The organism is Rhizobium sp. BK008, assembly GCF_014197345.1.
Lineage (GTDB): Bacteria > Pseudomonadota > Alphaproteobacteria > Rhizobiales > Rhizobiaceae > Rhizobium > Rhizobium anhuiense.
Genome location: NZ_JACIFK010000010.1, coordinates 79508 through 105563 on the forward strand (window position 1 = coordinate 79508; position 26056 = coordinate 105563).

Genomic DNA, 26056 nt, shown 5'->3' on the forward strand with positions numbered 1-26056 from the left:
GGGAATGTCGTACACTGTAAAAAATCTGAACGAGGGGGATCGCGAGCTGATCGCGTTCCGCATCGGGGATCAGGAATTTTGCGTGAACATCATGTCGGTTCGCGAAATCCGGGGCTGGACCCCGGCGACCGCGATGCCGCACTCGCCTGCCTATATGCTTGGTGTCATCAACCTGCGCGGCGCGGTGCTGCCGATCATCGATCTGGCCGCCCGGCTGGGGATGAAGCCGGCCGATCCGACTGCCCGTCATGTCATCATCGTCGCCCAGGTCCGGCGCAAGGTCGTCGGCCTCCTGGTCGACGCCGTCTCCGATATCCTGACGGTGACCGACGAAACCATCCAGCCGACGCCCGAGATCTCCTCCGAACTCGAGCGTCAATTTGCCCGCGGTATTCTCGCCATCGAGAAGCGCATGATCTGCCTGATCGAACTCGAATCCCTCTTTTCAGAGACCGAAAGCGAAGCCGCATGAGTGTAATGGGCGCAAAAGATCAAAGGCAGGGATCCGACGAGGTCCTGGCGAGCGGAGAATATCCGCTGACGCGCCGCGACCTCACGGAGATCGCCGCGATGATCTATTCGGATGCCGGCATCTTCCTCAACGAGACGAAGGCGTCGCTCGTCTATTCGCGCCTGTCGAAACATATCCGCAATCTCGGCCTGTCCGGCTTCCGGGAATATTGCGACCTCGTCGCTTCGCCGGCCGGCGCCCCGGCGCGCCGCGAGATGCTGTCGCATCTGACCACCAATTTCACCCGCTTCTTCCGCGAAAACCACCATTTCGACCATCTGCGCGACCATGTCCTGCCGGAGCTGCTGCAGCGGGCGAGATCGGGCGGCAGGGTGCGCATCTGGTCGGCGGCTTCCTCCGACGGCCAGGAACCCTATTCCATCGCGCTGACCGTGCTGTCGCTGATGCCGAATGTCGCCGATTACGACTTCAAGATTCTGGCAACCGACATCGACCCGAAGATCCTGGCGATCGCCCGGGCCGGCGCCTATGACGAGAACGCGCTCGAAACCGTTTCGCCGGCCATGCGCAAGCAATGGTTCAGCGAAGTCGAGGTGCAGGGCCGCAGGAAGTTCCAGGTCGACGACCGCGTCAAGCGGCTGATCACCTACAACGAGCTGAACCTGATGGCGCAATGGCCGTTCAAGGGCAAGTTCGACGTCATCTTCTGCCGCAACGTCGTCATCTATTTCGATGAGCCGACGCAGATGAAGATCTGGCAGCGTTTCGCCGGCCTGCTGCCGGAAGGCGGTCATCTCTATATCGGCCATTCCGAGCGTGTTTCAGGCGAGGCAAAACACGTCTTCGACAATATCGGCATCACGACCTATCGCTATACGACCAAAGGTCTCGGGAGGAAGGCATGAGCGCTCCGGCAAGGGTTCTCGTTGTTGACGACTCGCCGACGATGCGCGGGTTGATCACTGCCGTCCTGAGTTCCGATCCCGAGGTCAACGTCATCGGCCAGGCCGGCGACGCGCTGGAAGCGCGCGAGGCGATCAAGCGGCTGAACCCGGACGTCGTGACGCTCGACATCGAGATGCCGAACATGAACGGTCTCGATTTCCTCGAGAAGATCATGACGCTGCGCCCGATGCCGGTGATCATGGTCTCCACCATGACCCATCGCGGCGCCGAGGCGACGCTTGCGGCGCTGGAGATCGGTGCGTTCGACTGTGTCGGCAAGCCGGGCCCGGGCGAACTCAGGCCCTTCGGCGACCTCGCCGAGAAGGTCAAGGCCGCCGCGCGTACGCAGCGCCAGTTCTCGCAGCCCACCGCCGCGCCAACGCCACCGCCCTCCGTCGCCGATTTCCGCGTCGGCCGTAAGATCGTCGCCATCGGCTCGTCAACCGGCGGCGTCGAAGCGCTGATCGCCGTGCTGCAGAAATTTCCGGCCAATTGCCCGCCGACGGTCATCACCCAGCATATGCCGCCGACCTTCACCAAGAGCTTCGCCGAACGGCTGAACCGCCTCTGTGCCCCGGTGGTGCAGGAAGCGACCGATGGGGCCCGCCTCGAGATCGGCAAGATCTATCTGGCCCCCGGCGGCGAGCGTCACCTTCAGGTCAGCGGCGCCTCGGCGCCTTCCTGCCGCCTCGTCGACCGTGCGCCGGTCAATGGCCACCGCCCATCCGTGGACGTGCTGTTCGATTCGGTCGCGGAACTGGCGGGCCGCAACGCCGTCGGCGTGATTTTGACCGGAATGGGCCGCGATGGCGCCGCCGGATTGTTGAAAATGCGCCACGCCGGCGCCAGAACGCTCGGCCAGAACGAAAAAACCTGTGTCGTTTACGGAATGCCAAGGGTTGCCCACGAACTTGGCGCCGTTGAGCAGCAGCTGCCGCTGTCTGCCATCGGTGAAGAAATATTGAAAATGACAGCCGCCCGAAAGGAAGGGACCGAATAAATGTCGATCGCGGAGAAAATCAAAGTTCTGATCGTCGATGATCAGGTAACGAGCCGATTGCTGCTCAGCGACGCGCTGACCCAGCTCGGTTTCAAACAGATCACGTCGGCCGGTGACGGCGAGCAGGGCATGAAGATCATGGCCGAGCAGCCGCACCATCTGGTGATCTCGGACTTCAACATGCCGAAGATGGATGGCATCGGCTTCCTGCAGGCCGTGCGCACCAACCCGAACACCAAGAAGGCGGCCTTCATCATCCTCACCGCTCAGGGTGACCGCGCATTGGTACAGAAGGCGGCCCAGCTCGGCGCCAACAACGTGCTCGCCAAGCCGTTCACGATCGAGAAGATGAAAGCGGCCATCGAAGCCGTGTTTGGAGCCCTGAAATGATCACTGAGGGGGCAGCCCGCCGCGTGCACATCATTCAGGGCGAGTACAAGGTTCTGAGCGATCCGAATGCGGTCCTCTCGACCATTCTCGGTTCGTGCGTGGCTGCGTGTCTCAGAGACCCCATCGCCGGTGTCGGCGGCATGAACCACTTCCTGCTGCCCGGTTCGGCGACCTCGCCGACATCAGGCGGCGATGCCACGCGCTACGGCGTGCATCTGATGGAACTGCTGATCAACGGTCTCCTGAAGCAGGGCGCCCGGCGCGACCGGCTGGAGGCAAAGATCTTCGGCGGCGCGAAGACGATCTCGACATTCTCCAATGTCGGTGAGCAGAACGCGGCCTTCGCCGTGCAGTTCCTGAGGGATGAAGGCATTCCGGTGGTCGGTTCCTCCACCGGCGGAGAACATGGACGCAAGCTTGAATATTGGCCGGTCTCCGGTCGTGCGCGGCAATACCCCCTGACCGGCGCCGAAACGCAGAGAACCGTCGCGCTCGAGCAGCGTCCCGCCGCTCCGCAGAAGCCCGTCGAAACCAGTATCGAATTTTTTTGATGGCGAGGATTTTCATATGACATTTAACCCGGTGATGGAGCCGCCTGCGCCCGTTGAAGCGCTGAGCGACATCCTGATGCGCATCGTTTCGGAACTGCACGACGTCGCCTATCTGATCGAGCGCATCGAGCCGCAGCTTCTCGAACTCGGCGGCGCGGAAATCCTGAATTCGCCGGATGCCATGAAGGTCATGCAGGGCATTGATCTCGCCGTGCAGAAATCGCGCGGCCTTGCCGAATTCATCGACACCATCACCGGCGAAATCCCGCACGGCTGGTCGGTCGACGTCGCAACCGCGCTCAGCCTCGTCAAGCTGGCCGAGATGCAGAAGGCATTGGGCGGCGCCACCCGCCACGGCCATTCCCAGCCATTGAGCAAGGCAGCCGGCGACTTCGATTTCTTCTAAAGCACCTCGCGCCAAACCGGATTCATGCGACGTGCTTGTGCAGGTCGTTATCCCAAAATCACTATTTTCTTCCGGGCGACGGCATTAGGCCTTTTCGCTCCCGCAGCGCTTCACGAAACGCTCGCACAAGTTTCGCCGACTATTCGTCTGATGAGGCAATAAGCCTGCTTTGTCTTTGACGGATCGTGCGAGAACAGAATGAATCTGTTAAATCAATTAGTTCAGATCTTTAAGAACTTCGGCTCCCTGGGCCGAACGCGCCTGATGATTCTTGGAGGCGTCGGTGCCGTTTCCATCGCAATCGTCCTTGCGGCCGCCCTTTTCGTCAACAAGCCGGCACAGGAAACGCTCTATGTCGGTCTGGATTCGCCGGATCTCAATCAGATCAGCATGGCGCTTGCCGAAGCCAACATCGATTTCCAGGTCGGCACGGACGGTTCCAGCATCAGCGTCCCCGCGGGATTGACGGGCAAGGCCCGCCTGATGCTTGCCGAGCGCGGCCTGCCGAACAGCGCCAATGCCGGTTACGAACTTTTCGACAATGTCGGCTCCCTCGGCCTGACCTCCTTCATGCAGGAGGTGACGCGGGTTCGAGCGCTGGAAGGCGAAATCGCCCGTACCATCCAATCGATCTCGGGTATAACAGCCGCGCGAGTCCATATCGTCATGCCGGAGGTCGGAAACTTCCGGAAGGCCGAGCAGAAGCCGACCGCCTCCGTCATGATTCGCGCCAGCGCCACCGCGGGGCGCAGCGCGGCGACCTCGATCCGCCACCTCGTCGCCTCGGCCGTGCCGGGGCTTGACATCGATGACGTGACGATCCTCGATTCCGCCGGTCAGCTGCTTGCATCCGGCGACGAGGCGAGCAACAGCTCGCTGAACCGCTCGCTCAACATCGTCCAGAACGTCCAGCAGGAAGTCGAATCCAACATCGACAAGGCGTTGGCGCCGTTCCTCGGCATGGACAACTTCCGCTCCAGCGTTACCGCCGACCTCAACACCGACGCCCAGCAGATCCAGGAAACGACCTACGATCCCGAATCCAAGGTCGAACGCTCGGTCCGCTCGACGAAGGAAGCCCAGCAGTCGCAGCAGAAGACATCCGATAGCGCGACGACGGTCGAGCAGAACATCCCGCAAGCGGCTCCCGAGGCCGGCGGTTCCGCCGGGCCGGAATCGCAGGACAAGTCCGACAAGCGCGAAGAGCAGACGAACTACGAAATCAACAGCAGGACGACGGCGACGACCCGCAACAGCTACAAGGTCGAGAAGCTGTCGATCGCCGTAGTGGTCAACAAGGGCCGCATCGCCAAGATGGTCGGCGAGCCTGCCGATCAGGCCAAGATCGACGCCTATCTTGCCGAGATGCAGAAGATCGTCACGTCGGCGGCCGGTATCGACGCCAAGCGCGGCGACGTGGTCACCGTCACGGCCATGGACTTCCTCGAGAACCAGCTGCTCGAAGACGCCACCGGTGGTGTCCGCGTCATGGACATGCTGAGCCGCAACCTTGCCGGCATCATCAACTCGCTCGCCTTCGTCGCGGTCGCCTTCGTGGTGGTCTGGATGGGCCTGCGGCCTCTGGTGCGCAGCGTCAGCGGCAACGGCGGCGCCTCGGTTCTCGGCGACGCCACGCCGGAAGCGGCCGGCCTCGAGCTTCCCGACTTCGCGCCTGCGGCAGGAGGGTCCGGAGGTGCTCTCATGGACGGCTTCGGGTCCGACTTCGGCTTCGACAGCACCGAGGACCTGCTCAGCCTCGGCGACGACGACGGAAACTTCAACCGGCGCGTCAAGGAAGGCCCGGAACGCAAACTCTCTCGCATGGTCGAGATCAACGAGGAGCGCGCCGCGAAAATCCTCCGGAAGTGGGCGATCGACGACGCAGCGTAAGGGAAAGGCCGGGCAACCGGCCTTTTTTCATGTCGGTAGCAAGCACTATGCCCTGCCGCGGGATGTATCGGTTCCCGCAAAGCAAATGACGACCGGCGCCAGCAATTCGAATAGGATAGGCTTGACTGCAGTGAATGCCGCTTTAGAGAAACTTGTTGACGTATACTCGCGTAAAACGCGAATCAAGTTGCGGTACAGCCAGAATCACCTTAGCCTCCCCTATATCTTGAAGGGTGCGAATGGTGCTCGAATCAGTGCATGGACGGCAGCTGATGTAAATCCCTAGAAGTCGGAGATGGTGATTTACATCGGCTGGCTTACCCTTAGGTGATTCGAAATGGGATTCCAGCGGGACTTGAATTGAATCCTTTACAGAAAAATTGCTGTTGCACCGAGTTTGATCGTTTCTCAGCCGCAGGACGTTGCCAATGGATATGAACATACTTCAGGCGAGCAAGGGCGAGAGGCAGATGGCGAATTTCGCGAGCGCGGTGGCGCCGGGTCTATTACCCCGCGATGAAGTGATCCAGCGCCTGCACGGTGTCGCCGACACTGGAAGGTTGCAGTCCGGTCTGCGCGCGCTGACGGAGTATGTGGGTGCTTCGCACTATCTTCTGGCGCGCTGCGATCTCATTCAGGAGAGCGGCCTCGATTTCATCGTTTCGTCCGACTGGCCTTTCGATCTGGTCAAGGACATCGCCAATGATCTGGTCAGCGGCTATGCCCGTTCGACCGAGCTGGAAAAATGCATGCAGGTCTTCCAGCCGAATTTTGCGCTTCTGCCGGATAGTGCCGATGTGCCGGACGGCGCCAGCCGCCAATATTGTTCATTGACCTTCAATGTCGGCCGGTCGCGGTTGGCCTTGATGTTCCTGTTCGGCGAAGGGTTCATCCTTTCGCCGGAGCGCCTGCGCGATGTGGGCCTGCTTGCAGGTTATGTCGCGAGCTTCCTTCGCTGCGGTGGCACGAAGGTCGATCGCGATTTCGAATTGACGGACCGCGAGCTCGAATGCCTGTTCTGGATCGCCGAGGGCAAGACCAGCGACGAGATCGCGATGATCCTTGGAATCTCCCGCAATACCATCAACAACTACATCACCAGCGTGATGCGCAAGACGGCGACCAAGACCCGCTCCGAGGCCATTGCCTTCGCCGTCCGCAATAATCTCGTATAGGGGGATCCATGGCACATTCACCAGGCAGGACGATGAGCAGCGCCGAGCAGCTGCGCATGGTGCGTGTGAACAGGATTTCCAGCCGGTCCGATCTTTTTCCGCGGCTGATCGCCATGCAGAAGCTCGCCGATGCGCAAGGCTTTGCGATCTTCCGCGTCAGCGGCTCGGGCCTACCGGCAAAGCAGCGCCTGGTCTGCGAACTCGAGAACTGGGGCTCTTCCAATGCCGGTTTCGGCAAGGCCTTCATCGATGCCTACAGCGATATCCTTCTCGACCATATCGACAAGTCGCTGCTGCCGCTCTCATGGGCCGGCGGTCACGATCGCCCGGCGCCCGGCCCGGCCGACTTCTCGCCGTTCATGACACGGCTGCAGAACGGTATTCTGCCTTTCTCCGGCCTTGCCTTTCCGGTGCGGCTCGGCGCCGTCGGCAATGGTTTCATCCTCTTCACCGGCGATGAGATCGATCCGTCGAGCGATACCATCGTCGAACTGCACGGTCGCTGCTGCCATATCATGATGGATCTGCTCTCGCTCGATGAACGCCGCACGGCTGCCGCCGAGGCCTTGAGCGAACGCGAGATCGCCTGTCTGCAGCTTGCCGGCGACGGCCGCATCAGCGAAGAGATCGCCGACAAGCTCGGCCTGTCGGTGCACACAGTCAACGCCTATCTCGGCTCGGCGACCATCAAGCTCGATTCCGTCAATCGCATACAGGCGATCGCCAAGGCGATCCGGCTCGGCTACATCAGCTGAACCAGCGCCGTTCTTCTATCCAATATGGATGAATGCTCGATTGTCTTGAGAGGACGTCAGCCGGCCAGCGCCCGAGGCGGTTGGTTGACGTTGTAACGGGCTTCCCGGAGGCTCTTTTCGAGAAAGACGGTATTCTCGTCAGGATCGGCCGATGGATCCTGGAAAGCGATATGATTGATCTCGATGCCGGCGTGATCTTCGGCAAGGGTGAGCTGGGCATAGACGGTGACGCCGCGTGGCTTGATTTCCAGATCGAGAACGACCTCGGGCTTACCGCCCCACTCCAGCGTATAGTTGCCGCCCAGGCCGAAATTCACCGTGCCCGGATGAAAGAAAAGCTCCGCCGCCGACGCGACGAGATCGGAAAGGTTGCCGTAATACTCGAAGCGCAGCAGTGAAATAAGGTCAGAGGCATCCAGAAGGCGCAGTTCCGTGGCGACCGGGCTGATCGCAACGGCGAGGATCTTTTCACGCTGGGTAGAGTGGGGGCATTTTTTCATTCGGCTTATCTTACCCGTTTGTTCTTGGCGTCTGCGGCGTAGACCCGGTGGATCAGCTCCGCAACGGCCTTGTAGAAGACTGACGGTATGACACTATCGATCGAGACTTGCGCAAACATGGAGCGCGCAAGCGGAGGATCCTCGAACACCGGTATGCCGTTCTGCTCGGCGATCTCCCTGATTTTGAGCGCGACGAGGTCCTGGCCCTTGGCCAGCACCACCGGTGCGTCGTTTTCTTCACGCGCGTAACGCAGCGCCACGGCATAGTGCGTCGGGTTGGCGATGACGAGCGTCGCCCGGTGCACATTGTTGATCATACGCCGGCGCGCGCGGTCGCGCATCAGCGAGCGCTGCCGGCCCTTGACGAAGGGGTCGCCCTGCGCCTGCTTGTTTTCTTCCTTCACCTCGTGGCGTGTCATCTTCAGTTCGGTGAACCAGTGATGGCGCGTCCAGAAAAGATCGGCGATCGCCACGATCGCGGTGGCGATCAGCATGACGATGATGATCTTGCGCATCGCCGTCGTCGTCCGCACGAGGATGGTCTGAGGATCGGAGAACATCGCGTCGATCGAGCTGAAATATTCGCTTCTCATCACGAAGAACAGGATGATCCCGACGATGACGACCTTGAACAGCGACTTTCCGAATTCGATGAGGCCGGGCAGGCTGAACAGCCGCGTCCAGCCTTTGACCGGGGAGATGCGCGAGAACTGCGGCCGGATACGTTCGAGCACCGGTGTCGGCAGGTTCTGGAAGACGGCGGAGGCGATGCCGAACACCATGAACAGGATGAAGGCGGGCGCCACCAGCGCCGCACTTGCCCAGCCGATACGGACGAACAGCGATAGGATATCCGGCCCCGTCTCGATTTTCCATTGGTCGGGCTGCTCGAAGATGTCGCGCAGCGTTTCCGTCATGCGCCCGACGCTGTCGGGGAGGAAGAACACCAGATAGATGTAGGTGGCGAGAATGGTCGCGAAGATGGACAGCTCGCGCGAAAACGGCACGTTGCCTTTTTCCGCGGCATCGGTTTGCTTTTTCGCGGTCGGGGCTTCTGTTTTGCTGTCCTTGTCATCGTCTGCCAAGTCGCGGCCCTCCGTCAAAGAAATAGGCTGCAGCTAATGCATGCCGCCCAAAAATGTGCAGCGGTTTTGGGATGACGACATGCATCAAAACAAAGACCCAAAGCGCGTCGCAGGAACCGGGTTCTCTGCGACGCGCTTTGGAGCGCAGCCTATTGCTGGAAGGGTAGTCGCCTGTGGCACGGCGATCAACAGCTGCCGTACGGCATGCCGGATTTGTCAACAGTCTCGAAGTGCCGATGCATGCAACGGGAAAACGACGTGCACAATAGACGGAGCGAAAACGAGTCGCATGAATCAGCGCACTGCGACGCGTTTTAGGCGGCTGCCGAAGCGTCGCCTTCTTTCTCCTTGAGTTCGATCTGGCCGGAATTGGCCAGGCGAATCGCTTCCTGCGCCACGGCGCGGCGGGCAATCGCGATCTCGCGCGGATTGACGCCGCCCATGCCGCTCTGCAGATCCGATTCGATCATGCGGCGCTGGCGTGGGCTGATGGCCGAGAGAACCGATTCGCGGATCTCGGGGGGCGACCCGCGCAGCGCGACGGTGAGCACATCCGTCGAAATGTCGTTGAGCAGCAAGACGCGGCTGCGCTGCGGCATGTACATGAGGTCTTCGAAGAGGAAGATCTTCGGGCGGACCTTGTTGACCGATTCGCGGCTGATCGATTCGAGCGAGGTGAGCAGCGTGTCGACCTGCGGCTTGTCGAGTTCGTTCATGAGATCGGCGACCTTCGTCGAGCCGGCCGCATTGCGCTCTGCCTCGACCTCGGCAAGCAGCGTCATGACCTGGTTCTCGATGATCTGCGCGGCCTTCGGGCTGACCGTCTTCATGTTGACCGTTCTGTTCATGATGTCGGCGCGACGATTGTCGGGGAGTTGCAGCAGCACCTTGGCGCCGAAGTTGGAAGGCATCATCGAAAGAATATAGGCGACGGTCTGCGGATGTTCGCGCAGCAGGAACTGTGCGACGAATGTCGGCTCCGCTTCGCTGAGGCGATCCCAGATCGAGGTTTCGTAGGCTTGGAATGCGGTGCGACGGCCAAGCAGGCTGTCGACCTCGTCGGGCGTCAGGCCTTCTTCGAGAATGGCCTCGATCGCCTTGGCGTTGTCCATCAGTCCGGCGCCCTCGGTGAAGAGGTCCTCGAACTCGGCGACGAGCAGCAGCAGTTCATCCGGCGGAATGGCACGAAGCGACTGGGCGGATGAGATAATGGTCTGAAGTTCGGCTTGGGTGAAATACTTCAGCAGCCGGCCGGCGACGCCCTTTCCCATAGCGAGAAGAACAGCCGCCGCCTTTTCAGCCTGGGTCAACGGTTTCCCGGCTAGCGCGCCGCCGAAATCGTCAAAGTCCATCATGGTCTAACCTCTCCGTCCCACACAGGGATCAGGCTTTTTTCGTACTCAAAACTTCTATCAGTTTCACACCGAATCGCGTGTCGTCGTGATCAAGCACCGTAATTTCGCCGCGTGCAATCCTGCGGCCGTTCACCATGATCTCGACGGGTTCGCCGATCTTCTTGTCGAGGGCGATGGTCGCCCCTTCATTGAGGTTCATCAGGCCGGAGACCTGCATGCGGCTGGTGCCGAGCATGATCTGGACATCGATCGGAATGTCCATGATCAGATCGAAATTGGAATTCAAAGCGCTGCCGAGCGGAGCCGGCGAGCCCTCGAAAGAGGCGCTGCTGCCGAAATCCATGCCGGCAGCCTGGCTGGCATTGCCAGCGCCGAAATCGCCGCCGAAGTCGTCGCTGCCGAAGGGGCTTTCCGAAGCCTCGCCGCCGAAGGCCGCCAGGTCCGTTCCTGTCGCGAAAGGGTCGCTCTGCAGGTCGTCGCCAAACTGCGGTAGGTCGCCATCGGCATCCTGCTTCAGCACGCCGCGCAGATCGTCGATCGCCTGGTCGAGATCCGCTTCGCTGCCCGGAATATCCAGGGAGAGGTCGCTGTTCTGCTGTGTTTTCTTCGTAGCCATGAAATCACTATTCCAGTTGAAACTTGCCTCAAACTGCCTTTGCAGCCCAAAAGCCAGAGAACCGATTAATTCATTAAATGACGGATGAGCTCGTCATCCGAGTTCATCGTATCCTTGACGCGGACCATGTAGTTTTCGCCTGAACGCCCGAACTCGCACACATACAATTCCTTGCTGTTGGCGCTGACCTCGACGCGCACGTCGCCGCTGTCGTGGAACGGAATGACGTCGCCGACCATCAGCTTCGATATCGTGCGCAGCGTCAGGTCCTGCAGCCTGATCTTGGCCTCGAGCGTGACATGCGAGCGGCGGACCTGGTCGCCGAGCTGTTCGGTCCATTCCGCCGAGCTGCTGCCAGCCTGGCGCTTCGGCTTCGGCGGCGTCACCGTGGTCTTGAGCAGCGCCGTCTGCGGAACGATCAATGCGAATTCCGAAACGATGCCGGCAAGGGTGATTGACATGTTGATGGCGGCGGCGAACTCGTCCGGGCGATCCTCGGCCGGGCGGGCGCGTGTGTCATGGGAGTGCGGAGCCGAAAGGCTCGGTTCGAAGCCGCCCGGCGCGTTGACGGCCGAGCGCAGCACCTTGGCGATCTTGTCGAAGACCATGACCGCCAGATCGAGTTCGATGATCGAAAGCACCCGATCGGCCGGTTCTTCGATCGTATCGGCGGTGGCGCCGAGCAGGTGCTCCATCAGCGTGATGACGAACCCGTTGCCGCAGGCCAGCGTAATGTTCTGCGACCAGTTGCGCAGCGTCGCGTCGACGAGCGTGACGTTCGCACTCAGGTCGTCGACCAGATGGTTCTTGTAGCCGATCTCGCAGCCGAGATAGTTGACCGTCACGTCGAGCCCGGTCTCGCTTTTGATGACGTCGGGAAAGAATTCGCTGTAGATTTCCCCAAAGGAGCTGCAGATCTTGGCGACCCTGCCTTTGTCGCCAAGCCCGCCTGTCAGTTTGGCGAGAAGGGCAGGATCCATAGCCGGTTTGTCGTGCGAAGGATTGCTCATGGTCATTTAAGCCGCCTTGTTTTCGCCGCCTGGATTCATCATTTCCTGTTCGACCGCATCGATGGACGGACGCTCGTAGGCCGAAATCGTCTTGCGGCCGTATTCGAGAGCGACCTGCGGCACCGACCCGTTCATATAGGCAAGTAGTGTCTGCTTGACGATGACGTAGAGGCGGTGCTGCTTGTTGCGTACCACCTTGATCTGCGAGACCAGCGGCGAGCAGACGCAGTAAGACAAGAGAATGCCGAGGAAGGTGCCGACAAGCGCCGAGCCGATCAAATGGCCGAGCACTTCAGGCGAATCATTGATGTGGGCCATCGCCTTGATGACGCCGAGAACGGCCGCGACGATGCCGATCGCCGGGAAGGAATCGCCCATGATCTGGATCGAGTGGTAGGGCTTCATCTTGTCGTGCATGATGGTGTTGAGCTCTTCATCCATCAGCGCTTCGATCTCGTGGCTGCGCGCGTTGCCGATGATGATCAGGCGCACGTAGTCGCAGATGAACGCTGTCAGTTCCTTGTTCTTTAGAACAGTCGGAGCCTGCTGGAAGATCGTCGATTCGGCCGGATTGTCGATATGGGCTTCGATTTCGTTGCGCGACTTGGTGCGCAGGTCGCGCATCAGCGAATAGAGCACGCCGAGCGTGTCGAGATAATTGCGTTCCTTCGGCACGGCGTGCTTGAAGGCTTCGCCGAGCGCCTTGCCGGAATCCTTCACCACCTTCATCGGGTTCGCCATGATGAAGCTGCCGAGACCGGCGCCACCGATGATGACGAATTCGAAGGGCTGGAACAGGGCGTCCACGTGGCCGCCCATCGCCATGAAGCTGCCGATGACACAGCCGCAAGTCACTATAAATCCGATAATGATATTCATCGTCAGCCCAATCTGAACGTTACTTTTCTCTAAGACGGATAGGATTTCTGCCTTGCGTGAGGCTGATGAAAAGGCCGCTCGCAAGGCATTTCCACGTGCCAGCTTCGCGCAAGCATCTGCCGTCAGTCTAAAGGAGACGAATGGGTGTCCGCACCCGTTTTCTGAGATGCCGCCTCAGCGAAATCCCGGCCGAACCACTCAAGACGACGCCCGGCTTTTCGTTCCGTTCATCGCCAATGCTTGGAGCTTACCGACATGCAATCCGGTCTTTATGTTTCTCTGTCGTCGCAGATGGCCCTCGAAAAGCGCCTGAACACCATCGCGGACAACATGGCGAACGTGAACACCACCGGTTTTCGCGCCACTGAGGTGAAGTTCGACGAGATGGTGGCGAATACCAAGAACAAGCTGAATACCAAGGTCGCCTTCGTTTCCCAGGGCAACGACTACCTGAACGAAGGAAATGGCGAACTGCAGCATACCGGCAACATGCTCGATTTCGCCATCAAGGGCGATGCCTGGTTTGCGCTCGATACGCCGGCCGGCCGCGTGCTGACGAGGGACGGGCGCTTCACGATCAAGGATACCGGCGAACTCGTGTCGATCAGGGGATATCCCGTTCTCGACGCCGGCGGCGCGCCGATCCAGCTCAACACCAAGGGCGGCGAGCCGGCCGTCGGCACCGACGGCATCATCTATCAGGCCGACCGCCAGGTCGCTTCGCTCGGTCTGTTCGAAGCCGATATCAGCAAGGGTTACCTGCGCTACGAAAACAGCGGCATCATGACCACCGACCAGCCGCGCGCCGTTGTCGACCGCTTCAATATCGGTGTCGAGCAGGGATATCTCGAAAACTCCAATGTCAACGCCATGCGCGAGATCACCCAGCTGATCGAAGTCAACCGCGCCTTCGAAAGCGTTTCGTCGCTGATGCGTGACAGCGAGGATTCCTTCAAGGAAGCCGTCCAGACGCTTGGGGGCAGCCGCTGATGCACGTCGCCAGAAATGTCCGGCGGTTTTGGGAGGACGGCATGCATAAGAGCAAAGGCCGAAAATGCGGCGCATGCTGCATGCTGCACGCGACGTGTTTTAGGGCGGGACTTGAAGCATGAGCACCAGGCTACTGTCCGAGGACGGCCTTTCCCCGAAGCTGGCGCATCTGGCAGGCCTCGTCGAGCGCTATGCATCGCCGGAGTTCGCCGTTGCCCATGGCGGTCGCGTGCAGACCATCGCCGCCGGCCATTACACGGTGCGCGGTCTCTCCCGCCATGTTCGTCTCGGGGAGTTCGTCGCCCATAAATCGGCCACCGGCATCCATCTCGGCGAAGTCGCGCGCGTCGAGCCGGACCTGATCTATGTCTGCCCGATCGAACCCGGCGAGCCGATCGGCATCCACGATACGGTCATCCGCAAGGGCGCCTTCCGCATTTCGCCGTCGGACAGCTGGTGCGGGCGCACCGTCAACTCGCTTTGCGAGCCGATCGACGGGCTGGGTCCGATCACCGAGGGCCTCGATCGCCGCTCGATCTCCAACACCGCGCCGCCTTCGATGACCCGCAAGCGTGTTCAGACCGGCTTCAAGACCGGGGTGCGCGCCATCGACATCTTCTCGCCGCTCTGCCTCGGACAGCGCCTCGGCATCTTCGCCGGTTCCGGCGTCGGCAAGTCGACGCTTCTGTCGATGCTCGCCCGCGCCGATGCCTTCGACAAGGTTGTCATTGCTCTCGTCGGCGAACGCGGCCGCGAGGTGCGCGAATTCATCGAGGATACGCTCGGCAGCAATATGAAGAAGGCGATCGCCGTCGTCGCCACCAGCGACGAGAGCCCGATGCTGCGCAAGATGGCACCGCTGACGGCGGTCACCATCGCCGAGCATTTCCGCGACAAGGGGGAGAACGTCCTCTTCATCGTCGACAGCGTCACGCGTTTCGCCCATGCGATCCGCGAAGTGGCGACCGCCTCCGGCGAGCCGCCGATCGCGCGCGGTTATCCCGCGTCCGTCTTCACCGAGCTGCCGCGCCTGCTGGAACGCGCCGGTCCCGGCCCCGAGGGCGCCGGCACCATCACGGCGATCATCTCGATCCTCGTCGACGGCGACAACCACAACGACCCGATCGCCGACTCGACGCGCGGCATTCTCGACGGTCACATCGTCCTGCAGCGCAGTCTCGCCGAAGAAGGGCGTTATCCGCCGATCGATCCGCTGGCCTCGATCTCGCGTCTCGCCCGCAAGGCCTGGACGCCGGACCAGGAAAAGCTGGTGTCGCGGCTGAAAGTGCTGATCCACCGCTTCGAGGAGACGCGCGACCTGCGCCTGATCGGCGGTTATCGCCAGGGCGCCGATCCCGATCTCGACATGGCGGTCAAGCAGGTGCCCATCATTTACGACGTCCTGAAGCAGTCGCCGGGCGACCGTGACTCGCCCGATGCCTTTGCCGATCTCGCCGGCGCGCTCAAGGCCGCAGCCGGTATGGGCAATCAGGGCGGACAGATTCAGAGGAGATAGACGTGGCTGAATTCGACGACGAACGCATCGCTTCCTTGAAGCAGCGCAGGAAGACCGCCATGCTGGATCGGCTTCTGACCTTCACCGGCCTGGCGCTGGCCGGCGCCGCCGCTTTCTTCCCCTGGTATGTGTTCTTCAACGAGGACAAGTTCGGCATCAACGTCGCCGCCAGCGGCAATTCCCGCGACCTGCCGGATTGGCCGGCCCGCAACGTCTTCAGCGTCTCGCCGCTTGCCATGGTCAACAAGAACGAGGGAGAGAAGAAAGCTCCGCCGATCGATCCGCTGACGACGGCGACGGTCTCCGATCTCGGCAAGGAGCGCGATGGTGGCCCGATACTGGAAGATCAGCCCTTTCCCGGCAAATCTTCCTTCCGCCTGCTGCACGTCTCCAACGGCCGGGCGCTGATCGAGGATACCTCGGGCATGTATGTGGTGCGCATCGGCTCGATCCTGCCCGACGAAAGCCGCCTTGCGGCCCTCGAGCAGCGCGACGGAAAATGGGTGATCGTCACCTCCAAGGGCGAGACCTACCAGAACAATTGAACCTGCCCGCAGGTGCCGAACACGAAAGGGCTCCGCCGCGAACCGGCCGGAGCCCGGTTTCCTTTTGGAGCTCCGCTTTCCTTTAGCCGTGGCCTTCTCCGAAAAGCGGCTCGAAGCCTGAATTCCCGTAAGTCCCACGCAAGATTACCGCACTAGGTTCGGGGCAGTAAAAACGGAGAGTTCTCATGCAACCGATCCAACTTTTCGACTTGGCTTCGCGACAGGCGGAATGGCTGACGGTCCGTCAGCAGGTTGTTGCCAGCAACATCGCGAATGCCAATACCCCGAAGTTCCATGCCAAGGATGTCACGCCTTTTGACGCCGTGCTCGACAAGTCCGATATCACCATGGCGCGCACCAATCCGGCGCATCTGAGCGGCAATGATTTCAGCGACAGCGGCGATATCGACGTCAAGGAAGCGGCACTCGACCAGGAAATCGGCATCCAGGAATCCGGCAATACGGTCGGTTTGGCCGAAGAGCTCTCCAAGTCGGGCGATATCAAGCGCCAGTACGATCTGAACACCTCGTTGGTCAGTTCCTTCAACCGTATGATGTTGATGACCGTCAGGAAGTAAAATCATGGATCCGCTTTCAGCAGCAATGAAAATCGCCGGTTCGGGACTCGAGGCGCAGTCGACGCGCCTGCGCATCGTCTCGGAGAACATCGCCAACGCCCGCTCGACCGGTGATACGCCCGGTGCTGACCCCTATCGCCGCAAGACAATCACCTTCGGCCAGCAGATGGATCGCACCAGCGGCGTCGAGACGGTCAACGTCAAGAAGGTCGGTGTCGACGAAGGCGATTTCAGCACGGAATTCGACCCCAGCAATCCGGCTGCGGACCAGAAGGGCGTCGTCAAGCTGCCGAACGTCAACATCCTCGTCGAGATGGCCGACATGCGCGAAGCCAACCGCTCCTATGACGCCAATCTGCAGACGATCAAGCAGACCCGCGATCTCATCTCCTCCACGATCGATCTCCTGAAGAGCCAATAATAATGATCAGCAGCGTCCAGAATGTCAGCAATCTTTCGATGACCCGCGCGCTTGGCGCCGTCGACACCGAAAATTCCGCCTCATCGTCTGCCGCCGCCACCATGCCGGGCACCGCCGGTGCGGCCAACGGCATGAGCTTCGCATCTGTCATGGGCAACATGGCGAGCGATGCGGTCAGCAGCCTGAAGGGTGCGGAAAGCATGTCTTTTGCCGGGATCAAGGGTACAGCGACGACGCGTGAAGTCGTTGATTCCATGCTCCAGGCCGAGCAGACGCTGCAGACCGCAATTGCCATCCGCGACAAGGTCGTCTCGGCCTTTCTCGAAGTCACCAAGATGCAGATGTAACTGATTTGAGGACGAACACATGAGAGCGCTCGCCATTGCAGCAACGGGCATGGATGCCCAGCAGACCAATCTGGAAGTCATCGCGAACAACATCGCGAACATCAACACGACGGGTTTCAAGCGCGCCCGCGCTGAATTCTCCGATCTTCTCTACCAGACAGAACGCGCCAAGGGTGTCGCCAACCGCGCCAACCAGGCCGTAGTGCCGGAAGGCGCCAATATCGGCCTCGGCGTCCAGACCTCGGCGGTCCGCAACCTGCATCTCCAGGGCGAACTGACGCAGACCGGCAACGACCTCGACGTGGCGCTGATCGGCAAGGGCTTCTTCCAGATCCAGTCGACCGACGGCACGACGCTTTATACCCGCGCCGGCGCCTTCAACAAGAACGACCAGGGCCAGCTCGTCACCATCGACGGCTACGAGGTTCTTCCCGGCATCACCATTCCGACGGGCTCGACCGAGCTGACCATCAGCCGCTCCGGCGAAGTCTCGGCGAAGCTGCCGGGTGCGACGGATGCGACCGTGCTCGGTCAGCTGACGCTTGCCGACTTCGTCAACGAGGCGGGCCTCCAGCCGCTCGGCGACAATCTCTTCCAGGAAACGGCCGCCTCCGGCGAAGCCGTCATCGGCAATCCCGATGAGGAAGGTTTCGCTTACATGAAGCAGGGTTATCTGGAATCGTCGAACGTCGATCCGGTGAAGGAAATCACCGAGCTGATCTCGGCCCAGCGCGCTTACGAAATGAATTCCAAGGTGATCACCACCGCTGATGAAATGGCCTCCATCGTCAGCAAGAACCTGAAGTAAAGGGAAGGGCCGAAACATGATGTTTTGCCGGGTAGGACACATCTCAGGATGGGTGGCGGCCGCCACGATCGCAGTCGCGGGCATTTTCTTGCCCGCGGAGGTGGATGCCGGCATGGGTTATGCCGTTGTCCCGACAACGATCATCTACCCCGGCGATACATTGTCGGCCAGCCAGCTTCAGGAGGTCGAGGTCACCAACCCCAACCTCGCCGGCGACTATGCCAAATCCCTTTCACAGGTCGAAGGCCTGGTTTCCAAACGCACGCTCTTGCCGGGTCGTACGATTTCTGTCTCGGCGCTGCGCGACCCCTATACAGTGACGCGCGGCTCTACGATCCGCCTGGTCTTTTCGCTTGGCCCAATGACCATCTCCGCCGCCGGCACGCCGCTTGAAGACGGCGCGACGGGGCAGCTCATCCGCGCGCGCAATATGGATTCCGGCGTCATCGTCAGCGGCACGGTGCTTGCGGACGGCACGGTCCATGTGAGGGCAAAATGAAATTGTTCTTCCGTTTCTTAACCCTTGTCGCGGTTCTCGCCATGAGTTTGGCCGATGTCGCGCCCGCTTGGGCGCTGACCTCCCGCATCAAGGACATCGCCTCGCTTCAGGCCGGCCGCGACAACCAGTTGATCGGTTACGGCCTGATCGTCGGCCTGCAGGGAACCGGCGACGGCTTCCGTTCCTCACCCTTCACCGAGCAGTCGATGCGGGCGATGTTGCAGAACCTCGGCATCTCGACCCAGGGCAGCCAGTCCAGCGCCAAGAACACCGCGGCGGTGATGGTCACCGCCAACCTGCCGCCCTTTGCAAGTCCGGGCAGCCGTATCGACGTCACGGTCAGCTCGCTCGGAGACGCCACGTCGCTGCGCGGCGGCACGCTCGTCATGACCTCGCTGTCCGGCGCCGACGGCCAGATCTACGCGGTCGCGCAGGGCGCCGCCATCGTTTCCGGTTTTCAGGCGCAGGGCCAGGCGGCGACCGTGACCGAAGGCGTCACCACCGCCGGCCGCGTGCCCGGCGGCGCGATCATCGAACGCGAACTGCCGTCCCGCTTCAAGGATTCGGTCAATCTCGTCCTGCAGTTGCGCAACCCCGACTTCTCGACGGCGATCCGCATTGCCGACATCGTCAACGGTTATGCTTCGGCGCGTTTCGGCGGTCCGGTCGCCGAAGCCAAGGATTCGCAGGAAGTGGTGATCCAGAAGCCGCGCACGGCCGATCTTACCCGGCTGATGGCCGATATCGAAAATCTCATCGTCGAAACCGACACGCCGGCCAAGGTCGTTATCAACGAGCGCACGGGCACGATCGTCATCGGCTCTGACGTCCGCGTCTCGCCGGTCGCCGTCAGCTACGGCACCCTGACGGTTCAGGTCACCGAGACGCCGCAGATCATCCAGCCCGAACCCTTCTCGCGCGGCCAGACCGCCGTCCAGCCGCAGACCGATATCGCGGCCGAGCAGACTGGCGGGCGCGTCGCCATCATCGATGGGCCCGACCTCAGGACCCTCGTCGCCGGCCTCAACAATATCGGCGTAAAACCGGATGGCATCATCGCCATTCTCCAGGGCATCAAGTCGGCAGGCGCCCTGCAGGCGGAGCTTGTGCTGCAATGATAAAGATCATCAATCCTGACATGACGGTCCTGCAACTGCTGCGCCGGCTGGCGCTGCCGGCCGCAGGCCTCGTTCTTCTGTCAATCCCCGGCGCCTTCGCGCAGGAACATGCGCCCGCTGGCGACATCACCTCCCAGGACGAGATCAAGCAGTTCTGCACCAACATCGCCGATCCCGCCCGCGACCAGCGGTACCTCCTGCAGAAGCAGGAACTGGAAAAGCTTCGCGCCGACATCGATGCCCGCATGGCGGAGATGGACAAGCGCAAGGCCGAATACCAGGACTGGCTGAAGCGGCGCGACGATTTCCTGAAGCAGGCGGAAGCCGGACTCACCGAAATCTACAAGAAGATGAAGCCGGATGCGGCCGCACTCCAGTTGCAGGACATGAAGATCGAGGTGGCCTCCGCCGTGATCATGCGGCTCGGTCCGCGGCAGTCGAGCCTCATCCTCAACGAGATGGACCCGAAAAAGGCCGCGTCCATCGCCAGCGTCATCGCCAGTGCGTCCGATCCCAATACGTCGAAGGATCCTTCATGAATATGCGTTTTCCGGCCGCGATCGCCGCCCTCGCGCTCCTTGCAGGCTGCCAGTCTCCGACGGCAGTCAGCGAGATCGGCCGCGCGCCCGCCATGAGCCCGATCGGCAGCGGCCTTGCCTACGGCCAGACGCCGCAGATGGCGCTTTATCCGAAGCAGCCGCGCGCCGTGGCGCAGGGCTATTCGCTGTGGAGCGATTCGCAGGCCGCCCTGTTCAAGGATGCGCGCGCGCTCAACGTCGGCGACATCCTGACCGTCGACATCCAGATCAACGACAAGGCTTCCTTCGACAACGAGACCAACCGCAGCCGCACGAATTCGAGCGGCATGAACTGGGACGTCAACGCCCAGATCTTCGGTTGGACGCCCGAGTCCAAGACCGACCTGACCTATGGTTCAGACACCAGTACCGACGGCAAGGGCAAGATCGAGCGCACCGACAAGATCACCCTGCTTGTCGCCGCCGTCGTCACCGGCATTCTCGAAAATGGCAACCTCGTCATATCGGGCTCGCAGGAAGTCCGCCTGAACCAGGAACTACGCATCCTGAACGTCGCCGGCATCGTTCGTCCGCAGGACGTCAATTCCGACAACCAGATCTCCTACGACAAGATCGCCGAAGCCCGCATCTCCTACGGCGGCCGCGGGCGCCTGATGGAAGTGCAGCAGCCGCCACGCGGCCAGCAGGCCGTCGATCTTTTCTCGCCGCTTTGAGGTTGAACGACGATGGCAGAGCCAGACGCAAGCGCAGGTCAACCGAAGAAGAAATCCGCGGCGCTGATGACGATCATCGGCATCGCCGTCCTGACCTTGCTCGGCGCCGGCGGCGGCTGGGCGGTCGGCACGATCGTCGCGCCCAACGTCAAGGGCGCCAAGGAGGCCGAGCAGGCCAAGGAAGCCGAGGCCAAGAAGAAGGCCGAGGAAGGTCTGGCGCGGATTTCGACCGAGGCCAACAACATCGTCCAGCTCGAGCCGATCACGTCGAACCTTGCCTACCCCTCGGAAAACTGGGTGCGACTCGAAGTCGCGCTGCTGTTTAACGGGCCGCCGGATGTCAAGGTTTCCGAGGATATTCATCAGGATATCCTCGCCTATATCAGAACCGTTTCCCTCCAGCAGATCGAGGGGCCGCGGGGCTTTCAATATCTCAAGGATGACATACAGGAACGTGTTGACCTTCGCTCGCAAGGGCGGGTATCGAAGGTCATGTTCAGGACATTTGTCATCGAATGATTCGTCTCATAGTTTTCCTTGCCGCCATGATGGCGGTACCGGAACTGGCGGTGGCACAGCAGCTGCCGACTGACTTATTGAACGTGCCGGTCGATGGCTCCGTTGCCGCCTGGATCATCCGCACTTTCGGCCTGCTGACCATTCTTTCGGTCGCGCCGGGCATCCTGATCATGGTGACGAGCTTTCCGCGCTTCATCATCGCCTTCTCGATCCTGCGTTCAGGCATGGGTCTCTCCTCGACGCCCTCCAACATGATCCTCCTGTCGCTGTCGCTGTTCATGACCTTCTACGTCATGTCGCCGACCTTCGATCAGGCCTGGCAGAACGGCGTGCAGCCGCTGCTTGCCAATCAGATCAACGAGACCGAGGCGGTCCAGCGTATCGCCGAACCCTTCCGCACCTTCATGGCGGCCAATACCCGCGACAAGGATCTGGCGCTCTTCGTCGATCTGGCGCGCGAACGCGGACAGAATATCCAGACGACCGATCCGATCGACTACCGCGTGCTGATCCCGGCCTTCATGATTTCCGAGATTCGCCGCGGCTTCGAGATCGGCTTCCTCGTTGTGCTGCCGTTCCTCGTCATCGATCTGATCGTCGCCACCATCACCATGGCGATGGGCATGATGATGCTGCCGCCGACCTCGATCTCGCTGCCGTTCAAGATTCTCTTCTTCGTGCTGATCGACGGCTGGAACCTGCTCGTCGGCAGCTTGGTGCGCTCGTTCAGCTGAGCGGCTGCCGCTAAAACGTGCTGCGCAAAGCACGCAGCGGTGCTGCGATCACAACATGCGTAAAAGCCAGGACCGGAGTGCGGGAGCGAATCTGAAAGATTGCGACGCGGCTTTAGCATTCACCAATGAAAAACCCGCCGGAGCGATCGCCCCGGCGGGTTTTTCGTGGCGGTTGAAAAGCCTCACTCGGCCGCGAATGGCCCCGTGCGCGGCGGCAGCGCCGGAATGTCCATGTGATCGGGTGCAAGACCCTGCTTGGCACGCTCGGCCATGATTTCATAGGCCTGCTCAAGATGGTTGCAGAACCGTTCGGCATCGAAGAGCGGCGCAATGTAACGCTTTTCCTTGAGATGCGCCTTGTATGCGGCGATCCGTCCGGGATTCTGAGCCAGCTCGACAGCCATATCCTCATAGGCCTGCAGGTCGTCTGCGACGAGGTCGGGCAGGTCGATGGCCCTGAGCAGGCTCTCGCTGACGCGTGAGGCGAAGTTGGTGCCCTTGACGGTCAGAACCGGCAGGCCGCCCCAGAGCTGCTCCGAGGTGGTCGTGTGGCCGTTGACGGGGAAGGTATCGATGCCGATGTCGGCCGCCTGCTGACGGTCGATGTGTTCTTCGTAGGGTGCGCGCGGGCAGAAGATGATCCGCTTGGCGGAGATCCCCGCCGCCTGGAATTGCTTCAAGAGATTCGCCTGGTTGCGCGGCGTGTTCGCCATCAGCCAGAGCACGCTGTTCGGCGCACGCTTGAGAATGCGGCACCAGCTGTTGATCGTCTCCGGCGTAATCTTGCGGTTACCGTTGAAGGACGCAAAGATGAAGGCGTCTTCCGGCAGGCCAAGCTGCTCGCGGGTGACAGGGCGCGGCTTCGGGCGATGCATCGGGTCGTTCGGCTGATAGCTTTCCGGCAGCCGGCAGAATTTCTCATGGTAGAAGGGCTTGGCCACCTCGGGCAGCACCGAATGGTCGCCGATGACGTAGTCGAGGTCGATATTGACCGTGCTCCCGGGGAAGCCGAGCCAGCCGACATGAACCGGTGCGAGCGGCAGGTTGAAGGCCGGCGCGCGGCTGCCCGAAGTGTGGCCCTTCAGGTCGACCATGATGTCGATATTGTGCTCGCGCACCACTTCCAGCACCGCCTGATCGGAGAAGCCGTGAATGGTGACGACCCGGCCCCAGCGGCTGCGGTCGGTCGTGTTGTGCTTGAGGTACTCCGGGCCTGTGTGGCAGAAGAGCGTCACCTCGAACCGGTCCTTGTCGTGCAATTCGAGGATGCGCTGCAAGAGCTTCATCGTCGCATGGCGATCCCAGAAGTCCGATGACATGTAGCCGATCCGGATCTTGTCCGACCAGCTGTGCGGCTGGCTGCGACGGAAGGCCACCCGTTCCGGATTGAGGGGGGTGGTGCCGATCGTCGCATACCGGTTGAAGTCCTCATTGCCGCACCAGTGCAGATGATAGAACGGGTTGTCCTTGCGCAGGATCTCGATATCGCCCTTTGCAAGGGCCGCGTCGATTACTGCCTGATGCTTGCTCGCCTCTTCGAACTCGTTGAATTCGCGGGCGAAAACAAGGTGAAGGAAGCGGAATGCCAGATTCCCGGGAAAACGCTTGAAGATATTGCGCGCCAGGTTCTGGTTGGTTGCGTCGTTCAGATCGTCGCTCAGCAGCAGCGCCGCCAGGCGCATATGCTCTGGATTGGAGCTTTGCGACAGCACCGTCTTGAACGGGCGGATGATATCCCGCTGCTGGCGCTTCAGATAGATAGCGGTGATGATGAACGCGAGCTCCGGGTCTTCCTGCGCCTTGGCGAGGTTTCGCATGGCGATCAGCAGGGCATCGTCCTCGTTGCCGGTCTCGTAGTGCAGCTTGGCAGCCTGTTTCTGGTATTCGTAGGAATTCGGTCCTTCGCAGTTGCCGGCCAGGCCATAGGCTTTCGCGGCATCGGCCTTGAAGCCGAGCTGCACGAGGTTCTTGGCCAGCAGCGCATAGGTCTTGGCGTCCTGCTGGATATCCATCAGCTGGTTGAGCGTTGCCAAGGACTGTGTGTAGCGGCCCATCTGGTAATCCTTGGATGCCGCAGAGAACGAAACTTTGCTGTTCAAAACCCAACTCCGTGAAGGAAATGTTCTGGCGTCGATCGCCGCGGCACGGACAGGCCGTCCTCCGCAAAACGAGCGGATCGGTCCGATGGTGCTATCTCGGCGCCTGCCACATTGGCATTCGAAGCTTGCTTGAAACCGGTGCGCTTGGTGAACCTCTGTTTTCGCGGGGAAATGCCGACTTTTGCCCAGGGAAAACGCTTGGTTTTCAAGAGAATTAGAATGCAAAGGAATATATTCAGCAAGCATTAACTATGGCCCGCGAGGAGCCGGCCTGGAGCCTGTATTTTTAAGGAGTTGGCAAGCATTGGCTGCGAGATTGCCCTGGACATGACGGGTTTGGGCCAAACAAAAAAGGCGCCGAGTAGCATGAAGCTGGTCCGTCATCGCCGGTACTATAGTCCGGTATGTCCTCCTTTTTGTATCTAGTTTTCCAGGGGACAGACTTATGACAAGCATTAACACGAATACTTCCGCGCAGGCCGCTCTCCAGACGCTGCGTAACGTTAACCAGAGCCTCAACAGCACGCAGAACCACGTTTCGTCTGGTTACCGCGTTGAAAAGGCTTCGGATAACGCTGCTTACTGGTCGATCGCAACGACCATGCGTTCTGACAACAAGGCCCTCTCGGCTGTCTCCGACGCTCTCGGCGTAGGCGCTGCAAAGGTCGACACCGCTTACACCGCCATGGACAGTGCCATCGACGTCGTCGGCGAGATCAAGGCGAAGCTCGTTGCCGCGACTGAAAATGGCGTCGACAAGGCCAAGGTGCAGGAAGAAATCAGCCAGCTGCAGCAGCAGCTCCTGAGCGTCGCGCAGTCGGCTTCCTTCAACGGCGAAAACTGGGTTGCCGGCGCCTCCGGCACCAAGAGCGTTGTTTCTTCGTTCGTCCGCGACGGCTCCAACGCCGTTTCGATCACGACGACCGACTACGTACTCGACAGCGGCTCTGCGGGCAACGTTCTGTTCGGCATGAGCGGCGGCTCGGTCGAAACCTCCACGGGTATCCTCGGCACTTCGACCGGTGCGACTGGTTCGATCTACGCAATGGACATCACCAACTTCACCGCCGGCCAGATCCAGTCGGCTCTGACCAACGTTGAATCGGCTCTGAAGGCCATGACCAGCGCTGGCGCTGCTCTCGGCTCGCTCTCCAGCCGCATCGACGCCCAGGACAACTTCGTGTCCGCTCTGAGCGACTCGATCGACTCCGGTGTCGGCCGTCTCGTCGACGCCAACATGGAAGAAGAATCCTCCAGGCTCAGCGCGCTCCAGACCCAGCAGCAGCTGGCAATCCAGTCGCTGTCGATCGCGAACTCCTCTTCGCAGAACATCCTGTCGCTCTTCCGCTAAGACCGGTCGGCACAAGATTTCCAAGTTTCGCGGCCGGGTCATCCCCGGCCGCGAAATGTTTTAATATAAGGTTAATGAAAATCCTTCTAAGTCTCAGATATTTTTAAGATATTTCCAATTCGAATTCAGCTTTCCTTAACCATCTTGCTGTTTTCTAGGCCCATCGAAACGGCGAGTTAACCTTAACAAGAATGGTTAACAGGCATGATGCTGATCGCTGTGGGCCGGCCCAAAATCCGGAATGTCCCTT

General features: G+C 60.8%; 30 protein-coding genes. 23 read left to right on the top strand and 7 right to left on the bottom strand.

What is annotated here, in order from left to right; genetic code table 11:
* Positions 1–4 precede the first annotated feature (4 nt).
* From FHT69_RS29645 to visR, 9 genes are all read left to right on the top strand, one after another.
* Positions 5–472, top strand: a complete 468-nt coding sequence (locus tag FHT69_RS29645) for a chemotaxis protein CheW (RefSeq protein ID WP_028755568.1) — start codon at positions 5–7, stop codon at positions 470–472.
* Positions 469–1377, top strand: a complete 909-nt coding sequence (gene cheR / locus FHT69_RS29650) for a protein-glutamate O-methyltransferase CheR (RefSeq protein WP_028755567.1) — start codon at positions 469–471, stop codon at positions 1375–1377. The genes FHT69_RS29645 and cheR overlap by 4 nt, the downstream gene beginning before the upstream one ends.
* Entirely contained in the window at positions 1374–2417 is a 1044-nt protein-coding gene (cheB, locus tag FHT69_RS29655; protein ID WP_047613585.1) for a protein-glutamate O-methylesterase CheB, read from the top strand. Before cheR ends, cheB begins: the two co-directional genes overlap by 4 nt.
* Positions 2418–2807, top strand: a complete 390-nt coding sequence (locus tag FHT69_RS29660) for a response regulator (protein ID WP_003556488.1) — start codon at positions 2418–2420, stop codon at positions 2805–2807. It abuts the gene before it with no gap.
* Positions 2804–3358: a chemoreceptor glutamine deamidase CheD gene (cheD, locus tag FHT69_RS29665; protein WP_028755565.1), complete on the top strand. Its 555-nt coding sequence runs from the start codon at positions 2804–2806 to the stop codon at positions 3356–3358. Before FHT69_RS29660 ends, cheD begins: the two co-directional genes overlap by 4 nt.
* A gap of 16 nt (positions 3359–3374) precedes the next feature.
* On the top strand, positions 3375–3764 hold the full coding sequence (locus tag FHT69_RS29670) for a hypothetical protein (RefSeq protein ID WP_028755564.1): 390 nt from the start codon (positions 3375–3377) through the stop codon (positions 3762–3764).
* A 198-nt stretch (positions 3765–3962) separates the two neighbouring features.
* On the top strand, positions 3963–5654 hold the full coding sequence (gene fliF / locus FHT69_RS29675) for a flagellar basal-body MS-ring/collar protein FliF (protein WP_097544540.1): 1692 nt from the start codon (positions 3963–3965) through the stop codon (positions 5652–5654).
* A 428-nt stretch (positions 5655–6082) separates the two neighbouring features.
* The gene (visN, locus tag FHT69_RS29680) at positions 6083–6829 is read left to right on the top strand and encodes a transcriptional regulator VisN (protein WP_028755562.1); all 747 of its coding nucleotides are present in this window, start codon (positions 6083–6085) and stop codon (positions 6827–6829) included.
* 8 nt (positions 6830–6837) lie between these two features.
* Positions 6838–7584, top strand: coding sequence for a transcriptional regulator VisR (gene visR / locus FHT69_RS29685; RefSeq protein ID WP_097622997.1), 747 nt, complete (start codon positions 6838–6840; stop codon positions 7582–7584).
* Positions 7585–7640: 56 nt separating this feature from the next.
* Here the strand turns inward: visR and FHT69_RS29690 are convergent, their stop codons facing one another.
* The 6 genes from FHT69_RS29690 to motA form a co-directional block, all read right to left on the bottom strand.
* Positions 7641–8084: a hypothetical protein gene (locus FHT69_RS29690; RefSeq protein ID WP_028755560.1), complete on the bottom strand. Its 444-nt coding sequence runs from the start codon at positions 8082–8084 to the stop codon at positions 7641–7643.
* Positions 8085–8089: 5 nt separating this feature from the next.
* On the bottom strand, positions 8090–9169 hold the full coding sequence (flhB, locus tag FHT69_RS29695; RefSeq protein WP_097544543.1) for a flagellar biosynthesis protein FlhB: 1080 nt from the start codon (positions 9167–9169) through the stop codon (positions 8090–8092).
* Positions 9170–9483: 314 nt separating this feature from the next.
* Positions 9484–10524: a flagellar motor switch protein FliG gene (fliG, locus tag FHT69_RS29700; RefSeq protein WP_028755558.1), complete on the bottom strand. Its 1041-nt coding sequence runs from the start codon at positions 10522–10524 to the stop codon at positions 9484–9486.
* 28 nt (positions 10525–10552) lie between these two features.
* Positions 10553–11140 carry a flagellar motor switch protein FliN gene (gene fliN / locus FHT69_RS29705; protein ID WP_028755557.1) on the bottom strand — a complete coding sequence of 196 codons (588 nt, stop codon included), beginning with the start codon at positions 11138–11140 and terminating at the stop codon, positions 10553–10555.
* Between the two features lie 65 nt (positions 11141–11205).
* The gene (locus FHT69_RS29710; protein WP_183906340.1) at positions 11206–12156 is read right to left on the bottom strand and encodes a FliM/FliN family flagellar motor switch protein; all 951 of its coding nucleotides are present in this window, start codon (positions 12154–12156) and stop codon (positions 11206–11208) included.
* Positions 12157–13029, bottom strand: a complete 873-nt coding sequence (gene motA / locus FHT69_RS29715) for a flagellar motor stator protein MotA (RefSeq protein ID WP_097544545.1) — start codon at positions 13027–13029, stop codon at positions 12157–12159.
* A gap of 255 nt (positions 13030–13284) precedes the next feature.
* Here motA and flgF point away from each other — a divergent pair, with 255 nt between their 5' ends.
* The 13 genes from flgF (at position 13285) to fliP (ending at position 22356) form a co-directional block, all read left to right on the top strand.
* Positions 13285–14019 carry a flagellar basal-body rod protein FlgF gene (gene flgF, locus FHT69_RS29720; protein WP_028755554.1) on the top strand — a complete coding sequence of 245 codons (735 nt, stop codon included), beginning with the start codon at positions 13285–13287 and terminating at the stop codon, positions 14017–14019.
* A 118-nt stretch (positions 14020–14137) separates the two neighbouring features.
* Positions 14138–15535, top strand: a complete 1398-nt coding sequence (gene fliI, locus FHT69_RS29725) for a flagellar protein export ATPase FliI (RefSeq protein ID WP_183906341.1) — start codon at positions 14138–14140, stop codon at positions 15533–15535.
* A gap of 2 nt (positions 15536–15537) precedes the next feature.
* The gene (locus FHT69_RS29730; protein WP_097544546.1) at positions 15538–16080 is read left to right on the top strand and encodes a flagellar protein; all 543 of its coding nucleotides are present in this window, start codon (positions 15538–15540) and stop codon (positions 16078–16080) included.
* Between the two features lie 185 nt (positions 16081–16265).
* Positions 16266–16658: a flagellar basal body rod protein FlgB gene (gene flgB, locus FHT69_RS29735; RefSeq protein WP_097544547.1), complete on the top strand. Its 393-nt coding sequence runs from the start codon at positions 16266–16268 to the stop codon at positions 16656–16658.
* Between the two features lie 4 nt (positions 16659–16662).
* Positions 16663–17079 (top strand): flagellar basal body rod protein FlgC, encoded by a 417-nt coding sequence (gene flgC / locus FHT69_RS29740; RefSeq protein WP_028755550.1) that lies wholly within the window; start codon positions 16663–16665, stop codon positions 17077–17079.
* A gap of 2 nt (positions 17080–17081) precedes the next feature.
* A complete protein-coding gene (locus FHT69_RS29745) occupies positions 17082–17426 on the top strand; it encodes a flagellar hook-basal body complex protein FliE (RefSeq protein WP_168332635.1) in 345 nt (114 codons plus the stop codon).
* Positions 17427–17445: 19 nt separating this feature from the next.
* On the top strand, positions 17446–18234 hold the full coding sequence (flgG, locus tag FHT69_RS29750; RefSeq protein ID WP_028755548.1) for a flagellar basal-body rod protein FlgG: 789 nt from the start codon (positions 17446–17448) through the stop codon (positions 18232–18234).
* A 16-nt stretch (positions 18235–18250) separates the two neighbouring features.
* Positions 18251–18733, top strand: coding sequence for a flagellar basal body P-ring formation chaperone FlgA (gene flgA / locus FHT69_RS29755; RefSeq protein WP_183904525.1), 483 nt, complete (start codon positions 18251–18253; stop codon positions 18731–18733).
* Complete coding sequence (locus FHT69_RS29760) at positions 18730–19851, top strand: flagellar basal body P-ring protein FlgI (protein ID WP_183904524.1); 1122 nt, start codon at positions 18730–18732, stop codon at positions 19849–19851. Before flgA ends, FHT69_RS29760 begins: the two co-directional genes overlap by 4 nt.
* Positions 19848–20390 carry a MotE family protein gene (locus FHT69_RS29765; protein WP_097544551.1) on the top strand — a complete coding sequence of 181 codons (543 nt, stop codon included), beginning with the start codon at positions 19848–19850 and terminating at the stop codon, positions 20388–20390. The genes FHT69_RS29760 and FHT69_RS29765 overlap by 4 nt, the downstream gene beginning before the upstream one ends.
* Positions 20387–21103, top strand: a complete 717-nt coding sequence (flgH, locus tag FHT69_RS29770; RefSeq protein WP_028755544.1) for a flagellar basal body L-ring protein FlgH — start codon at positions 20387–20389, stop codon at positions 21101–21103. Before FHT69_RS29765 ends, flgH begins: the two co-directional genes overlap by 4 nt.
* A 12-nt stretch (positions 21104–21115) precedes the next feature.
* Complete coding sequence (locus FHT69_RS29775; protein WP_097544552.1) at positions 21116–21622, top strand: flagellar basal body-associated FliL family protein; 507 nt, start codon at positions 21116–21118, stop codon at positions 21620–21622.
* Positions 21619–22356 carry a flagellar type III secretion system pore protein FliP gene (gene fliP / locus FHT69_RS29780; RefSeq protein WP_003556541.1) on the top strand — a complete coding sequence of 246 codons (738 nt, stop codon included), beginning with the start codon at positions 21619–21621 and terminating at the stop codon, positions 22354–22356. Before FHT69_RS29775 ends, fliP begins: the two co-directional genes overlap by 4 nt.
* A 182-nt stretch (positions 22357–22538) precedes the next feature.
* On the opposite strand, the gene FHT69_RS29785 is transcribed toward fliP, so the two are convergent.
* Positions 22539–24455 (bottom strand): glycosyl transferase, encoded by a 1917-nt coding sequence (locus tag FHT69_RS29785; protein WP_028756334.1) that lies wholly within the window; start codon positions 24453–24455, stop codon positions 22539–22541.
* Between the two features lie 445 nt (positions 24456–24900).
* Between FHT69_RS29785 and FHT69_RS29790 the strand changes: the two genes are divergently transcribed.
* On the top strand, positions 24901–25806 hold the full coding sequence (locus tag FHT69_RS29790) for a flagellin (protein WP_183906342.1): 906 nt from the start codon (positions 24901–24903) through the stop codon (positions 25804–25806).
* Positions 25807–26056: the final 250 nt, after the last annotated feature.

Coding starts and splice junctions, on each gene's coding strand:
- FHT69_RS29645 (WP_028755568.1), top strand. CDS start 5: ATGTCGTACACTGTAAAAAATCTGAACGAGGGGGATCGCGAGCTGATC.
- cheR (WP_028755567.1), top strand. CDS start 469: ATGAGTGTAATGGGCGCAAAAGATCAAAGGCAGGGATCCGACGAGGTC.
- cheB (WP_047613585.1), top strand. CDS start 1,374: ATGAGCGCTCCGGCAAGGGTTCTCGTTGTTGACGACTCGCCGACGATG.
- FHT69_RS29660 (WP_003556488.1), top strand. CDS start 2,418: ATGTCGATCGCGGAGAAAATCAAAGTTCTGATCGTCGATGATCAGGTA.
- cheD (WP_028755565.1), top strand. CDS start 2,804: ATGATCACTGAGGGGGCAGCCCGCCGCGTGCACATCATTCAGGGCGAG.
- FHT69_RS29670 (WP_028755564.1), top strand. CDS start 3,375: ATGACATTTAACCCGGTGATGGAGCCGCCTGCGCCCGTTGAAGCGCTG.
- fliF (WP_097544540.1), top strand. CDS start 3,963: ATGAATCTGTTAAATCAATTAGTTCAGATCTTTAAGAACTTCGGCTCC.
- visN (WP_028755562.1), top strand. CDS start 6,083: ATGGATATGAACATACTTCAGGCGAGCAAGGGCGAGAGGCAGATGGCG.
- visR (WP_097622997.1), top strand. CDS start 6,838: ATGGCACATTCACCAGGCAGGACGATGAGCAGCGCCGAGCAGCTGCGC.
- FHT69_RS29690 (WP_028755560.1), bottom strand. CDS start 8,084: ATGAAAAAATGCCCCCACTCTACCCAGCGTGAAAAGATCCTCGCCGTT.
- fliG (WP_028755558.1), bottom strand. CDS start 10,524: ATGATGGACTTTGACGATTTCGGCGGCGCGCTAGCCGGGAAACCGTTG.
- fliN (WP_028755557.1), bottom strand. CDS start 11,140: ATGGCTACGAAGAAAACACAGCAGAACAGCGACCTCTCCCTGGATATT.
- FHT69_RS29710 (WP_183906340.1), bottom strand. CDS start 12,156: ATGACCATGAGCAATCCTTCGCACGACAAACCGGCTATGGATCCTGCC.
- motA (WP_097544545.1), bottom strand. CDS start 13,029: ATGAATATCATTATCGGATTTATAGTGACTTGCGGCTGTGTCATCGGC.
- flgF (WP_028755554.1), top strand. CDS start 13,285: ATGCAATCCGGTCTTTATGTTTCTCTGTCGTCGCAGATGGCCCTCGAA.
- fliI (WP_183906341.1), top strand. CDS start 14,138: ATGAGCACCAGGCTACTGTCCGAGGACGGCCTTTCCCCGAAGCTGGCG.
- flgB (WP_097544547.1), top strand. CDS start 16,266: ATGCAACCGATCCAACTTTTCGACTTGGCTTCGCGACAGGCGGAATGG.
- flgC (WP_028755550.1), top strand. CDS start 16,663: ATGGATCCGCTTTCAGCAGCAATGAAAATCGCCGGTTCGGGACTCGAG.
- FHT69_RS29745 (WP_168332635.1), top strand. CDS start 17,082: ATGATCAGCAGCGTCCAGAATGTCAGCAATCTTTCGATGACCCGCGCG.
- flgG (WP_028755548.1), top strand. CDS start 17,446: ATGAGAGCGCTCGCCATTGCAGCAACGGGCATGGATGCCCAGCAGACC.
- flgA (WP_183904525.1), top strand. CDS start 18,251: ATGATGTTTTGCCGGGTAGGACACATCTCAGGATGGGTGGCGGCCGCC.
- FHT69_RS29760 (WP_183904524.1), top strand. CDS start 18,730: ATGAAATTGTTCTTCCGTTTCTTAACCCTTGTCGCGGTTCTCGCCATG.
- FHT69_RS29765 (WP_097544551.1), top strand. CDS start 19,848: ATGATAAAGATCATCAATCCTGACATGACGGTCCTGCAACTGCTGCGC.
- flgH (WP_028755544.1), top strand. CDS start 20,387: ATGAATATGCGTTTTCCGGCCGCGATCGCCGCCCTCGCGCTCCTTGCA.
- FHT69_RS29775 (WP_097544552.1), top strand. CDS start 21,116: ATGGCAGAGCCAGACGCAAGCGCAGGTCAACCGAAGAAGAAATCCGCG.
- fliP (WP_003556541.1), top strand. CDS start 21,619: ATGATTCGTCTCATAGTTTTCCTTGCCGCCATGATGGCGGTACCGGAA.
- FHT69_RS29790 (WP_183906342.1), top strand. CDS start 24,901: ATGACAAGCATTAACACGAATACTTCCGCGCAGGCCGCTCTCCAGACG.